The following is a 13,513-nucleotide window of genomic DNA, read 5'->3' as shown; positions in this document are numbered from 1 at the left end:
TGGGAGAAAAATACATTCAGCACCTCTTATTTACCTCGATTTATTATCTTGGCTCCCATGAACCTGCTATGCTCTGTGTGGTCCCCCCCGGACACCTTTTTCTAAACTACTCCCTTTCTCTTGCAGCCCTGGTAGCCTCAGTCCACCATTGAAGCTGATTGATGAATCGGTGAGCGGTGTTATCGAGGGGTGAAAAATCCTCTGTCCCGACCTCCTCTCTTCCTTTAAGATCATAAAAAAGAGGTGGGGGGATATGGATTGAATTTCTGATCGGCACCATCTGTAACTCCACTGACACTAACCGTAACTGTTCAATTACCCTGGCTCCCGAAACACCTCCGTAGCTTACAAACCCCACTGCTTTATGATTCCACTGATGATACACATAGTCTAAGGCATTCTTTAACACCCCCGGATACCCATGATTATACTCGGGGGTAACAATTACATATCCATCACCCTCCCCTACCTTTTTAGCCCAGGCAACAGCCATATCGTTTGAATAGGAGAAATTTGTAATCTGACTTGGACTCTGAGGTTCATCATAGAAGGGCAAAGGGTATTCTCTTAAATCGAGCAGCTCCGGCTCTATGCCTTCCTGCTGCTTAAGTTTGCTCAGTATCCAATGTGCTGGTTTTTCACTAAACCGCCCCGGGCGGGTACTTGAAATGATCACCTGTATTTTTAATGACATGAGACCTCCTTTTGGTGGTTAAGATTTCCTTTCCGCGCCATCCGGGGGACCGGGTGTTCCGGGGAACCACAGCAGTAAACATGTGATAAGGCAGAAGGGGTTATTTTCCGCAGATAATTTCATTAACAGGAGATAATCGTAGCATACCATGCGTTTGTTTTTCCTTCTCCGCGTCTCCGCGTCTCCGCGTGTAAAATCTTTCTCCCTCAGCGTCCCTCTCATTCCTGCGCCTCCAGGCCTTAAAAGACCTGGCTATGAATGGACTGCCCTTACAGGGCAGGGAAGCAGAGCAGTGGCCGTATGGTAAGGCAGAAGGGGTTATTTCCCGCAGATAATTTCATTAACAGGAGAAATCGTTGAATACCACGCGATTTCTTTTCCCTCTCTGCGTCTCCGCGCCTCCGCGTGTAAAAATTCCTCTCTCTCAGCGTCCCTCTCCCCCCTCTTCGCGCCTCCGCGTCTCCGCGTGTAAAATCTTTCTCCCTCAGCGTCCCTCTCATTCCTCTCTGCGCCTCCGCGTCTCCGCGTGTAATATCCCTCTCCCTCAGCATCCCTCTCATTCCTGCGCCTCCAGGCTTGAAAGACCTGGCTATAAATGGACTGCCCTTACAGGGCAGGGAAGCAGAGCAGTGGCCGTATGGTAAGGCAGAAGGGGTTATCTCCCGCAGATAATTTCGTTAACAGGAGAAATCGTTGAATACCACGCGATTTCTTTTCCCTCTCTGCGTCTCTGCGCCTCCGCGTGTAAAAAACCCTCTCCCTCAGCGTCCCTCTCCCCCCTCTCCCCCCTCTCCGCGCCTCCGCGTCTCCGCGCGCAAAAACTCCTATCTCTCTGCGTCTCTCTCCTGCCCCCCTCCGCGTCTCTGTTCACAGAAAAAACCCCGGGCAAGGCGTTTTATCGACGCGGCCCGGGGGAGGAGGAAGTTCTTAGAGTGGGACGGGTTATTGTTTGTCACCTTTCCTTCTCATAAAGAACAGTCCTGCCAGTGCACCAACCATGGTGAAAATTAAAGATGGCTCAGGGACCGCAGCGGTTTTTTCTCCCCGGGCTGTTACCCAGATACCACGAAGACCTCTGTCGGGAACCACTACATCATCATGGTCTACATATTCTATCTCATAAAAAGGTGGAGGCATGGGCTCATCGGGATACATATCTTCCCAGAAATCTTCAGGATAGGACACCACCCTCATCACCGCGTTTTGATCTGGATTTGCGGGGTTTTGCTTGTCAAAAAACCTCTCCTGTATCATCTCCCAATTCATTCCTGTAACATCGGCTATGAAATTGTGGGGAATCTCATCCAGATTGTTTTCTACAAATGTAGTGATATCATCTTTACCCGCGACATACCAATCGCCCCATTTATGGCTGGTAAGCGCAGGATCCCGGTTCATTTCAGCTACTGTACCGGAATAGATAGAGTAGTCCCACATGTACGGTTGATACTGCAATTCTTCCGGTAATCCTTCATGGTAAAAGCGAGGGCCATACCAGTACTGATCGGCTTGTGGATCGTAGATGATATCATCGTCGATCCGTATCAGTTCTGCCGAAGAAGCAGCGTTTAAGATAAGTATCAAAACAATTGAAGTTACTACTTTATGTATCATGGCACATCTCCTTGAAAATTTAACTCCTCCAAGGATAGTAACATACAGATTTCATGCCATGTCTGTTTTACCTCAAAAGAGTTAGTTTTTGCTGTAAGGTATTCTCAAAAGGGGAGATGTGGGAATTTTTTTTGTTTTGGAATGAGGAGCGAGATGTACCGGGAACGATCGCAAGGCGTTTGAGAGACCAGGATTTTAGGAAGGAGTTTTATGGGGCTAAAGGCGATAGTTTGGGTCACCCCCGGGCGTCAATGGTGAAAGCGTGAAAAGATCCGTTTGGGGGGACCCTTGAGCTATAATCGCGGGAGGAAGAGAGAATTTGGAATGAAGGAGGTAGAGAAACCGCCCCGGGTAGGGGCTGATATAGAAAACCCCTTTGGGGTATTATAATCAACTACCAGGCGTTTGCCTATGTGAAGGTGGGTGGTTGCTGGTTCAAAAAAAAGCACACACCACAATAAACACCACGGTACAAAAGCCATAATACCCCAAAGAGGTTAGTGCCAGAGCATGCGCGGTTGGCTACCCCATGCGATATTTACCGACGGGGGTAGGAGAATTTTCCGGATACTACAAACACTGGGCATATTTTTCCAGAAGCGCCGAAATAAATGAGTGGTAATCTATCCCTTGCTTCTGAGCATATCGTTCATACTGCTCTAGCGTTTCTTTTTTCAGGTTCATTGTAACAGATACTGTTTGCTGTTTCTTAACACTCTGTGAAATCTCATCCGGCGAGGGAAGAAAATCTTCGATCCTTTCACTTCCTTTTATCTCTTCGGCGATTTCCCGTGGCGCATCTGAGTAAGATTCATTTTTCTTCATAAACCATTTTTCCTTCCCGCCAGTATCCGGCACCAATGATTCTAATTCCTCACAACAAACCTTACCGTCAAAATTCGTTCATTTACCTTTCAGGCCCCCAGGGACCAGGCCTTGAAAGACCTGGCTATAGATGGACTGCCCTTACAGGGCAGGGATCCACAGCAGTGGCAGTAGTGTAAAGCAGAGGGGGTTGTTTCCTGCAGATGGTTTCGTTAACAGGAGAAAACGTCGCATAACAGGCGATTTCTTTTTCCCTCTCTGCGCCTCTGCGTCTCCGCGCGAACAAATCCCTCTCTCTCAGCGTATCTCTCCTCCGTCCCTGCGTCCCTCTCCTCCCTGCGCCTCCAGGCCTTGAAAGACCTGGCTATAAATGGATTGCCCTTACAGGGCAGGGATCCAGAGCAGTGGCCGTATGGTAAGGCAGAAGGGGGTATTTCCCGCAGATAATTTCATTAACAAAAGAAATCGTTGAATACCACGCGATTTCTTTTCCCTCTCTGCGTCTCCGCCCCTCCGCGTGTAAAAATCCCTCTACCTCAGCGTCTCTCTCCTCCCTGCGCCTCCGCGTCCAAATTAGGCCCATCTGACCTTAGATTTCAACTCCTTACAATAACATTTTAAAAACAGCGCGATAAAGAAGGTATTGGTTATCAGATACCGTTTGAACATTCTTCTTGGCTCTTTACAGAACCGGTAAAACCACTCTAAGCCACATTTTTGCATCCATTTGGGAGCCCTTTTTACCAGACCGGATAAAACATCAAAACTCCCTCCCACCCCCTGTACTACCGATACCGACAAGGAACTCATATTTTCATAGGCCCACAGCTCTTTTTTGGGACTGCCAAATCCTAAAAACAAGATATCAGCCCCGGATTTGTTGATACCGTCCACCACCCCACTGTTTTCTTCACCGTTAAAGTACCCGTTTCTCCATCCGGCGATCTGTAGATTGGGGTAGCGCTTTTTTACCACTTCGATCATTTGGTTTAGATTCTCTTCTTTGGCCCCCAGAAAGTACACCGATTTATCGCGTGATTCGGCCTCTTTCAATAACCGTTCGAACAAGTCGGTTCCGTTAACTCTGCCAGGCAATGCTTCACCAAGCCACTTTGAGATCCAAACGAGCGGCATGCCATCGGCAAGTACAAAATCAAAAGAGTTCATGATATGTAGCAGCTTTGAATCCTTATCGATTTCATACGCTTTTAACGCGTTAACAAAAAACACACTGCTTTTTATCCTATGCTCTATTCTTTCAAACAGGTTTTCAACAACTCCATCCATTGAAGTGCTATCCACATATAAATTTAACAAGGGTACTCTTTTCATATACGTTACTTCCTTTCAACGGAAAACAGCAATTACCATTACAGTAAGATCTTTTTTTTTCTGTTTAATTAACTGGCTGGAAACCTCTTTAGGTTTGGAAAGGGAAATTTGACCTGCCCCCCGGGCTTATGGTCCTTATCAACCAGTGACACGATTCCTTATTCTTTTTGGCCCTCTCTTAACTAAAAAAAGCAACAAGTATTCCCGGTCAGCCCTAAAGCCTTAGCTTATAAAGGATCTACTAACATGTTGTATTCACATGGCTTACCCTCCTCTCTCAGGATCAACATTTTAACCTCCGGGTACACAGACCAGCTCAGTACAGCTCCCTGTTTAACCCCTTTATCTTCTTTACCTTCAACAAACCCCCCGTTGCCGGTAAAGCGAATAAACAAAGTCTTAAACAGTGATTAATGGATGTGTTAGTTTTCTGTGTAGCATAAAAGAATCTGAAGTTATGTTGAAGTTAAGCGTTAGTACGCGAAAATTTCCAGCTCTATTCTCACGCCAATTTCTGCCGGGCAGTTCCCGGTCCGGCGGTCCTTTCTTTAGGGCATCCCGGCCCTACCCAATATTCTCCCCACAGGGAGCGTAAACAGCTAAAACGGTTCATTTTAACGGTAAAATGAACACCTACTATCAAACAGCAATCAGGAGCAGGAATCAACCGGACGCGTTATATCACGCTTTGCGTTCTGGTTTTTGCCCCCAAAAGTGTGATATTGGTCACAATTCTTCCTATTGTTATTGTATCTTTTTAACACTTTGGTAGTAAAATATAAAGTGTAAGCTTACAAAACAAACATTTCTTTCACTGTATGTTGTGAAATCGTGTAGAGTAGTGAAAATTGATTGAGTGAGATGATGTCGCAAGCTAAGGTGTTAAAACTGCAGATGATAAGCCTGTGCTGACCGGAGCCTAAGTATGAACAGCCTTTTGAGCCAAAGGTGTTTAGGCAGTAAAGTAGCTTTTAGGCAGATAGGATACGCGTGGTGTTTCCGGGAGTTAGGCCTCCGGGGACCAGGGCCAGGCGTTTTTCGGGACCAGGCCTTAAAAGACCTGGCTATAGACCTGTGCTGAGCGAAGCCGAAGTATGGATTGCCCTTACAAGGGCAGGGATCCAGAGCAGTGACCGTAGTGTAAGGCAGAAGGGATTGTTTCCTGCAGATGGTTTCAATTAACAGGAGAAACGTTGTATACCATGTGATTCTTTTCTCTCTCTGCGTCTCCGCGTCTCCGCGCGAACAATTCCCTCTCTCTCTGCGGGGACCAGGCCTTGAAAGACCTGGCTATAGATGGACTGCCCTTACAGGGCAAGGAACCCAGAGCAGTGGCCGTATGGTAAGGCAGAAGGGGGTATTTTCTGAAGGTAATTCAATAACAGGAGGAAAACGTTGCATAACAGGTGATTTCATATTCCCTCTCTGCGCCTTTGCGTCTCCGCGTGTAAAAATCCCTCTCTCTCAGCGTCCCTCTCTCTCAGCGTCCCTCTCTCTCAGCGTCCCTCTCCTCCCTGCGCCTCCGCGTCTCCGTACGATCAAACCCCCTCATTCTCTGCGTCTCTCTCCTCCCGATGGTATTGGTATTGTTTGCACAATTTTTGCTTCTATTTCCAACAGTTGCTGGTAGGAAACCTTTTTCTTCTCTTTTTGTTCTAAAGCCTTTAAGTCTGTTCTCTAGTATTCTACCCGTATTCCAGTATACAAAGCACCAATTCTCCAATTCCCAAAATAGCGGGATTTGGTATATAGATAAGTAGGTGAAGAAAGAAAACAGCACAATATAGTCCCTACCATTTCTCGTACACACATTATATCAGGAGGGTGAAAATGCAGCTCCTTTTCTCGTTAAAAACGTATCTCAGTGATTGCGATAACACTTCATCACTTTCATCAAGACTTAGAAAAAAAAGGATTAAACCTTTAGTAACCCTGATAAACAAAATTAGTGCGGAAAAGGGAAAGGTAGAAATACTGGATATCGGTGGCACCAGAAGCTACTGGAATATTGCCCCTCCGGAGGTACTTAAAAAGACCCACATTACCCTTTTGAATACTAAAGAAGCAAATGATTACGATGACGAGATTTTTAGGTTTACCAAAGGAAATGGATGCGATCTGGAACAATACGATGACAATCACTTTGATATCGCTCACTCAAATTCCGTTATAGAGCATGTTGGTAACTGGGAAAACATTACACAATTTGCCAGTGAACTAAAACGTGTCGCACAGTATTACTATGTACAAACGCCCAATTTCTTTTTTCCACTTGAACCGCATTTTATGCTGCCCTTTTTTCACTGGCTCCCTGAAAGTATACGTGTATTTATAATTATGACTATCAAAACAGGTTGTCCTAAAGTACCGGAGAGGGATAAAGCGCTTCAATATGTTAGATGTATCAATCTTCTTAAAAGAAGCCAGTTCAAACAACTTTTTCCTGAAGCGATGATCGTTTCTGAGAAAATAGCAGGGGTTTGCAAATCCTTTTACGCTATCAAAGATAGCACTATGAGTGCATCGTGAACAGGTGGCAGGGGCGGAGAGGGGCCTGGGGACCAGGGGTTTTTCGGGACCGGGCGTTTTTCGAGACCGGGCCTACGGGAACCAGGCCTTGAAAGACCTGGCTATAGATGGACTGCCCTTACAAGGGCAGGGAACCAGAGCAGTGACCGTATGGTAAGGCAGAAGGGGTTGTTTCCTGCAGATGATTTCGTTAACAGGAGAAACGTTGCATACCATGTGATTTCTTTTTCTCTCTCTGCGTCTCCGCGTGAACAATTCCTCTCTCTGCGGGGACCAGGCCTTGAAAGACCTGGCTATAAACCTGTGCTGAGCGAAGCCAAAGTATGGACTGCCCTTACAGGGCAGGGAACCCAGAGCAGTGGCCGTATGGTAAGGCAGAGGGGGGTATTTCCTGCAGATGATTTTATTAACAGGAGAAAACGTAGCATACCGCGCGATTCTTTTTCCCTCTCTGCGTCTCCGCGCGAACAACTCCCTCTCTCTCTGCGTCCCTCTCCTCTCCTCTAGATCTATCCTGTTTCAGTAGACACATATTTTCCCTAAATATTTATTTTTATAAAAAAGGAGAATGTGTCTATGGGTAACCGCAGGTATGATGAAGAATTCAAGAGAGAAGCAGTCCGCATGGTGGTTGAAGACAAAAGAACTCACCACTCAGTTGAAAAAGCTCTTGGTATTGGTAATGGTGTTTTGAAGGATTGGGTTGCAAAGTACAGACAACAAAATACCATTGGATCTTCCGGGAAAAAAGGAGACCTCGAAGCCGAAAACCGTGAGTTGAGAAAGAAAGTCGAACAGATCACAAGGGAGCGCGACATCTTAAAAAAAGCAGTGACCATCTTCTCAAGGGAACCGAATCCATATTCCGGTTCATAGCGGGACACCGCACCGAATTTTCGGTGCAGGAGATGTGCCGGGTATTAAGAGTGTCACGCAGTGGTTTTTACAAGTGGTTAAACCATAAACCATCTTTAAGGGAGTCAGATAATACTATGGTAACCAAAGAAATTCATAGGATATACAAAGAACATAAAAGGCGAATCGGTAGCATTAAGATGAAAAAAGAACTGGATGGCTGTGGTATAAAGGCTGGAAAAAACCGTGTGGCTTCCATTATGAGCAATAATGGCCTCCGGGCCAAAACACACCGGAAGTTTAGAGTCGTTACGACAAATTCCAAGCACAACCTACCGGTCGCAGATAATCTTCTCAACCGTAATTTTACTGTATCTGAACCGAATAAAGTTCTGGTGAGTGATTATCACCTATATTAAAACCAATGAAGGGTGGGCTTATCTGACAGTGTTTATTGACCTGTTCTCCCGTATTGTTGCAGGTTGGGCAGTTAGCTCTCGTTGTGATACAGAAATGGTGTTAACGGCCCTTAGAAGAGCAATTAGAAACAGAAATCTTCAGCCTGGTGTTATGATACACTCTGATCGAGGCACCCAGTATTCAAGTGAAGCCTTCAGGGCGGAGTTAGAGAAACATGGTTTTATTCAAAGCATGTCCAGGAAAGGTAACTGTTGGGATAATGCTGTTGCAGAGTCCTTTTTCAGAATTTATAAAACCGAATTGGTTTATCATGAAGCATTCACTGACAGGCAGCATGTTCTAAGTAGCACCTTTGAATATATTGAGCACTACTATAACAGGAAAAGAAGACACAGTGCAACAGGATACTTGTCACCAGTTGATTTCGAAAACCATTTTAAGAAGGCAGCATAAAACCGTGTCTACTTTTTCAGGGAAGATCCAAATGAGGCGTTCCCGCCATTTGTAGCCGGTTTTTGTACTAATTCCGTATTCTCGACATAATTCAGTGAATACGACATCCCTGCTTAACGACTTCAGCACAAATTCTGTTCTTTGATCCAAAACCTGTAACTCCTTCCACGGCATAGCCAGCCTCCTTTCAAGAGACTAACTAATGTACATATTGTGTTACCCATGTCTTGAACCTGTACCCTCCCGCGATTATAGCCCAAGGGTCCCCCCAAACGGATCCTTTCACGCTTTTACCATTGACGCCCGGGGGTGACCCAATCTATCGCCTTTAGCCCCATAAAACTCCTTCCATAAAACGCTCCCGATCCCAAAAACTCCTCATTATTAACCCCGGACTCCTGCAACGTTGTATATTTTAAACCATGGATAAACTCGAAGGAACGATAGCAACCATTACCTACCAAAATGCCGATAATGGTTTTACGGTCATTCAGCTTCAAACCACTACCCAAAACCCCGTTACCTGTGTGGGTACGATGCCAACGGTGCGCAAAGGTGAATCTGTTGTTATGGAGGGTGAGTGGCAGAGGCATAAGAAATTTGGGCAACAGTTTAAGATCAGCTCTTTTTCCATAGTTAAACCAGCCACTCTTGAGGGTATTGAACAGCTTCTTGGTTCAGGTTACATTGCTAACATCGGTGAAGTTAGAGCGAGGCAGATCACCGCTACGTTTGGCCTTGATACTTTGCACATCCTTGACAATGAACCGCGGCGGCTTACCGAGGTTCCGGGGATCGGACCCAAGACGGTTCAAAAGATTATTGATGGTTGGGAAAGCCAGAGAAAAATGCGCCAGCTTATGTTATTTCTGCAGGACTACGGGGTTTCGGTTAATATGGTCTCCAGGATCTATAAAGCCTGGGGCGCGGAGGCGCAAAGTAAAATTTGCCAAAACCCTTATGCGCTTATCGACAGTGTGTGGGGAATCGGGTTTGTAAAAGCTGACGCCATTGCAAGAAAGTTAAATTTTGGACACGATTCCTATAAACGAATCAGGGCAGGGCTCACTTTCACTCTTCAGGAAGCTTGCGGTGACGGTCACTGTTTTTTACCGTCTCAAGACCTTACAGAGAAAGCATCACAACTACTGCAGGTAAAAGATGAGCTTATAACCTTTTCTCTTGATCATGCCATAAAAGCCTCTCTTTTCATACAGGAGGGTGATGCGATCTATCTTCCGTGGCTATACAAAGCTGAAAGTAAAACCGCGTCACTGTTACAAGAGAAAATCTGGGCGCCTTTCTCTGATAGTAATCGCTTCGACCAACCCATTGAACCATGGCTTGAGAACTACCGCCGCGAAAGCGGCTGGATCGGCGCGCCAGAGCAGGTTGAAGCGATAAAAAGCGCAACCCGCAACAAACTGTTGCTTCTTACAGGTGGTCCGGGCACAGGAAAAACAACTGTTCTTCAGGTAATAGTAGCTTACTTTGCACAGATGGGGCTAAAGGTAAAGCTCGCGGCACCCACCGGTAGAGCGGCTCAGCGGATGGGTTCCATATCGGGCTACAAAGCCCGCACGATCCACCGTTTGCTTCAGTATAAACCAGGTGAAGGGCCCTATTCTTTTGTGAAAAACGAAGAGGAGCCGCTGGATGCCGACGTTATCATTCTTGATGAAGTCTCGATGGTGGATATAATGCTGATGAAAAGTTTTTTAAGCGCAGTTCCCCGCGATTGTCATCTGATTTTTGTGGGGGATAACAATCAGCTTCCGTCGGTTGGGGCAGGCAATGTACTTGGTGACCTTATAGGGAGCGGATCTCTTCCCCATGTTCATCTCAAACAGATTTTCAGGCAGGCTGCGGAAAGCAGGATTGTATGTGCTGCTCACGAAATAATCCAGGGGAATGTACCCCATTTTAAAAACGCTAAAGTTGATAATTGCTTTTTTCTTCATGAAGAAGATCCCCACCAATCAGTTCAAACCATTGTTGAGCTTGTATCAAAACGCCTGCCGGCACGGTACGGATTTGACCCCTCAGATGACATTCAGCTTCTTTCACCGATGCACAAAGGGATTATTGGAACGGCAAACTTAAACACAGCACTTCAACAAAAGATCAACACCAATACGCTAAAGATCACCCACGGACAAGCGGTTTTTACTCTTGGTGACAAGGTAATGCAGATAAAAAACAACTATGATCTGGGTGTTTTTAATGGCGATATAGGTAAGATCTGCGCGGTAACAGAGGATGCTGTTACGGTTGACTTCCAGGGCAATACGGTAATTTATGAATCAGGCAACTTGGATGAACTAACTCTTGCCTACTGCATAAGTATCCATAAAAGCCAGGGGTGTGAATTTAAAGCGGTTATAATTCCTGTTTCCACCCAGCACTATGTGATGCTTCAGCGAAATCTTATATACACCGCGATTACCCGTGCCAGGGAGTTGTGCGTTTTAATCGGAACCGCAAACGCACTGAAAATCGCGGTTAAAAATGATGAAGCACTGAACAGATTTTCCCGGCTTGGTGATTTGATTAAAGCTTAATCATCCTCATTAACTGTTCCATCATCTACTGTTTCATCCTCCGGGCCATTGTCCTGAAGCAATCCGGAATAGATTTCCGTAAAGGGGTTTTCATCATCGCCTCCGGGTATGACAAGTCCGCCTTGCTCATCCTCCAGTACACTTGCGGCCAGGTAATCCACCTCACCTTCCCGCAGCTCATCAATTGAAGGATCGAAGGTCTGGGGCGTAAGCATCAAACCACACGCTCCGTATCCTGAGCTGTTTTGGTAGTTATCATCATCAGGCTGATCGAAAGAGACGCTGGAATGTTCAAACCCATGCAGTGAAACACCGGAATTGTCGCAGATATTATCATCCACAACATAATTTACAGTTGAATCACCGTTTTCCCCCACGATTCCATAGGGTTTACCATCACCAACCACCAGGTTCTTTTGAATTATACAGGAGGTACCGGGCTCGATTCTAAAGCCGCTTACAGCCTCTTGCTTATCAGGGGCATCAATGCCACAGTGGACACAGGTATTACTGTTTATGAACAGATTTGAAGCAGCTTTACGCAAAGTTCCCGAGCTGCTGCCAACATTTACGGCCTCTTCTGCGCACCGAATAAAACAATTATTTACAACTGTATGGCCATCCCCATTTACCTGAACACCCTTTTTACAATCAACCACCCTGTTGTCTTCCACCACAGTACCTTCACCGGTGCTCACCGACACAGGGTTTCGCATACAGCCCTTAATCAGGTTGCCTCTCACCTGAGCGTCACCGACCTTTACCATAATTCCATCAATACTGCAGTTTTCGATTCTGTTGTATTCGACGATATGCCCACTGTTAAGATCTGATTGATCGCTGCTTCCGATCATCACTCCATAGCTATAGTTTATAAAAGTATTACGCCTGAAGATATGGTTTTTTATGGGCAAGGCAAACTCATCATCACCTTCAGCCACCATAAGAGCGATAGTGGATTTAGCCGGGTCTTCCCTAAGTTGATTGCGCTGGAAGTGACAATTCTCTACCATATTAAAACGGGCACCAGCCCCGCCAAAATAAACTGTACAGGATGGTTTATCCGCGATCCCGCAGTCCAGAAACTTCAATGAACTGAAAAGATTTCTCTGACAATTTCCAATAACCGAGATTGCTCCCTGAGGGGCATTTGTGAAAATCAGGTCTGTAACCACCAGATCTGAGGTATCGTAAAAAAACCAGCATGCGCCATCTATAACCACCTCAGCATCGGTATCGGCACAGATTTTCACCGGAAGCTCTGCGGAACCGGATATTTCAATAGTCTGGTCGTTATAATAGGTGCCGTCTTTGAGCACTACCGTGTTGCCCGGTTTCACATTTTGAAGCGCCTGGCCCAGTGATGTAAAAGGGTCAGCATAGGTCCCGGTACCACCCTCACCCTGAGGGCCTACCCAGATTATCTTAGGATCTTCTCTATCAAACATTAATTCTTTCTCCATGAGGGTTTCAGTACCCGTTAAAAGCAGCAGCACCGCTACTGTAGTGCTGCATAAATATCTGTCTTCAGGATAAATGGGTAATTGGTATTATTGTACGGTATCAGCTAAACGGAAGGCAAATGGTTTTTAAACACTTCTGCTACTTAACCTGAAGTCCTTATTAATCATCACAGTCTATTTCGTCTTTTTTCTTAACATATTTAGATATTTTTTTCCATAAATCCGGAGCTGCGGCAAGGAGCTTTGAAAGACTTGGATCGGACTGACTGACCGAGTGCACCTCAATGTTGCCTTCAGAAACAGAGATCAACGCAATAGGTGTTACATTCACACCACCACCCGTACCTGCTCCGGAGCCGCAGGTATCATCCTTCCCACCACCCCCTGCAGCAAAGCCAATGGAGACCTTAGAAACAGGGATAAGGGTAATATCGCCCGCTTTTATCGGCTCACCAATGACAGTTTCTGTTTTAGCGACATGCTCGATATGATCAAGAGCGGTCTTTATAACTTCTGAGAGTGACATGTTTCAGCTCCTCCGGGATGATTGTAGGTCCACAAGAATAATGTACTCTATTTCTGAAGCTGTGCGCGCTTTTGCTTCTCCTCCGCTCAAAACTATGGCCTCTTTGAAGCCCCGAGGTTATTGGGTAAGTGCTGTTTCAAGCAACCCGTTCAGTGCGCATCCTAACAGAAACTATTTAGAAAATATACAATCCAGTATGATTCAGCAAGAACATTGAAACAATGAGGTACGCTGGCTGCTG

The 13,513-nt window shown here is 45.8% G+C and carries 13 protein-coding genes; 7 read left to right on the top strand and 6 right to left on the bottom strand.

Annotated elements, in window-relative coordinates; genetic code table 11:
• Nucleotides 1–106: 106 nt before the first annotated feature.
• The 4 genes from QA601_00500 to QA601_00485 all read right to left on the bottom strand — a co-directional run bounded on the left by QA601_00500 (nt 107) and on the right by QA601_00485 (nt 4,465).
• Nucleotides 107–694 (bottom strand): NAD(P)H-dependent oxidoreductase, encoded by a 588-nt coding sequence (locus QA601_00500; protein MDG5813546.1) that lies wholly within the window; start codon nt 692–694, stop codon nt 107–109.
• A gap of 942 nt (nt 695–1,636) precedes the next feature.
• The gene (locus QA601_00495; GenBank protein MDG5813545.1) at nt 1,637–2,308 is read right to left on the bottom strand and encodes a hypothetical protein; all 672 of its coding nucleotides are present in this window, start codon (nt 2,306–2,308) and stop codon (nt 1,637–1,639) included.
• A gap of 570 nt (nt 2,309–2,878) precedes the next feature.
• Nucleotides 2,879–3,133: a hypothetical protein gene (locus QA601_00490; protein ID MDG5813544.1), complete on the bottom strand. Its 255-nt coding sequence runs from the start codon at nt 3,131–3,133 to the stop codon at nt 2,879–2,881.
• Between the two features lie 573 nt (nt 3,134–3,706).
• Entirely contained in the window at nt 3,707–4,465 is a 759-nt protein-coding gene (locus tag QA601_00485) for a WecB/TagA/CpsF family glycosyltransferase (protein ID MDG5813543.1), read from the bottom strand.
• A gap of 993 nt (nt 4,466–5,458) precedes the next feature.
• Between QA601_00485 and QA601_00480 the strand changes: the two genes are divergently transcribed.
• The 7 genes from QA601_00480 (at nt 5,459) to QA601_00450 (ending at nt 11,283) form a co-directional block, all read left to right on the top strand.
• The gene (locus tag QA601_00480; protein MDG5813542.1) at nt 5,459–5,647 is read left to right on the top strand and encodes a hypothetical protein; all 189 of its coding nucleotides are present in this window, start codon (nt 5,459–5,461) and stop codon (nt 5,645–5,647) included.
• 648 nt (nt 5,648–6,295) lie between these two features.
• On the top strand, nt 6,296–6,994 hold the full coding sequence (locus tag QA601_00475; protein MDG5813541.1) for a methyltransferase domain-containing protein: 699 nt from the start codon (nt 6,296–6,298) through the stop codon (nt 6,992–6,994).
• Between the two features lie 150 nt (nt 6,995–7,144).
• Complete coding sequence (locus QA601_00470) at nt 7,145–7,501, top strand: hypothetical protein (GenBank protein ID MDG5813540.1); 357 nt, start codon at nt 7,145–7,147, stop codon at nt 7,499–7,501.
• Nucleotides 7,502–7,570: 69 nt separating this feature from the next.
• Nucleotides 7,571–7,870 carry a transposase gene (locus QA601_00465; protein ID MDG5813539.1) on the top strand — a complete coding sequence of 100 codons (300 nt, stop codon included), beginning with the start codon at nt 7,571–7,573 and terminating at the stop codon, nt 7,868–7,870.
• 116 nt (nt 7,871–7,986) lie between these two features.
• Entirely contained in the window at nt 7,987–8,268 is a 282-nt protein-coding gene (locus tag QA601_00460) for an IS3 family transposase (protein MDG5813538.1), read from the top strand.
• On the top strand, nt 8,249–8,722 hold the full coding sequence (locus QA601_00455; GenBank protein MDG5813537.1) for an IS3 family transposase: 474 nt from the start codon (nt 8,249–8,251) through the stop codon (nt 8,720–8,722). Before QA601_00460 ends, QA601_00455 begins: the two co-directional genes overlap by 20 nt.
• A gap of 422 nt (nt 8,723–9,144) precedes the next feature.
• Nucleotides 9,145–11,283 carry an ATP-dependent RecD-like DNA helicase gene (locus tag QA601_00450; GenBank protein MDG5813536.1) on the top strand — a complete coding sequence of 713 codons (2,139 nt, stop codon included), beginning with the start codon at nt 9,145–9,147 and terminating at the stop codon, nt 11,281–11,283.
• Here QA601_00450 and QA601_00445 read toward each other — a convergent pair.
• Together QA601_00445 and QA601_00440 are read right to left on the bottom strand one after the other, a co-directional pair.
• Nucleotides 11,280–12,731 (bottom strand): chondroitinase-B domain-containing protein, encoded by a 1,452-nt coding sequence (locus QA601_00445; GenBank protein ID MDG5813535.1) that lies wholly within the window; start codon nt 12,729–12,731, stop codon nt 11,280–11,282. The two genes, QA601_00450 and QA601_00445, sit on opposite strands and share 4 nt — an antisense overlap.
• Nucleotides 12,732–12,906: 175 nt before the next feature.
• Nucleotides 12,907–13,272 carry a spore germination protein GerW family protein gene (locus tag QA601_00440; protein ID MDG5813534.1) on the bottom strand — a complete coding sequence of 122 codons (366 nt, stop codon included), beginning with the start codon at nt 13,270–13,272 and terminating at the stop codon, nt 12,907–12,909.
• Between the last annotated feature and the right edge of the window lie 241 nt (nt 13,273–13,513).

Source organism: Chitinispirillales bacterium ANBcel5, from assembly GCA_029688955.1.
GTDB lineage: Bacteria > Fibrobacterota > Chitinivibrionia > Chitinivibrionales > Chitinispirillaceae > Cellulosispirillum > Cellulosispirillum alkaliphilum.
Note: the sequence above shows the minus strand (reverse complement) of the source record. Positions and strands in the feature narration are given on the sequence as shown.

Excerpts from the sequence above, each read along its gene's own strand:
- QA601_00500 (MDG5813546.1), bottom strand. The coding sequence starts at position 694 with ATGTCATTAAAAATACAGGTGATCATTTCAAGTACCCGCCCGGGGCGG.
- QA601_00495 (MDG5813545.1), bottom strand. The coding sequence starts at position 2,308 with ATGATACATAAAGTAGTAACTTCAATTGTTTTGATACTTATCTTAAAC.
- QA601_00490 (MDG5813544.1), bottom strand. The coding sequence starts at position 3,133 with ATGAAGAAAAATGAATCTTACTCAGATGCGCCACGGGAAATCGCCGAA.
- QA601_00485 (MDG5813543.1), bottom strand. The coding sequence starts at position 4,465 with ATGAAAAGAGTACCCTTGTTAAATTTATATGTGGATAGCACTTCAATG.
- QA601_00475 (MDG5813541.1), top strand. The coding sequence starts at position 6,296 with ATGCAGCTCCTTTTCTCGTTAAAAACGTATCTCAGTGATTGCGATAAC.
- QA601_00470 (MDG5813540.1), top strand. The coding sequence starts at position 7,145 with ATGGTAAGGCAGAAGGGGTTGTTTCCTGCAGATGATTTCGTTAACAGG.
- QA601_00465 (MDG5813539.1), top strand. The coding sequence starts at position 7,571 with ATGGGTAACCGCAGGTATGATGAAGAATTCAAGAGAGAAGCAGTCCGC.
- QA601_00460 (MDG5813538.1), top strand. The coding sequence starts at position 7,987 with ATGGTAACCAAAGAAATTCATAGGATATACAAAGAACATAAAAGGCGA.
- QA601_00450 (MDG5813536.1), top strand. The coding sequence starts at position 9,145 with ATGGATAAACTCGAAGGAACGATAGCAACCATTACCTACCAAAATGCC.
- QA601_00445 (MDG5813535.1), bottom strand. The coding sequence starts at position 12,731 with ATGTTTGATAGAGAAGATCCTAAGATAATCTGGGTAGGCCCTCAGGGT.
- QA601_00440 (MDG5813534.1), bottom strand. The coding sequence starts at position 13,272 with ATGTCACTCTCAGAAGTTATAAAGACCGCTCTTGATCATATCGAGCAT.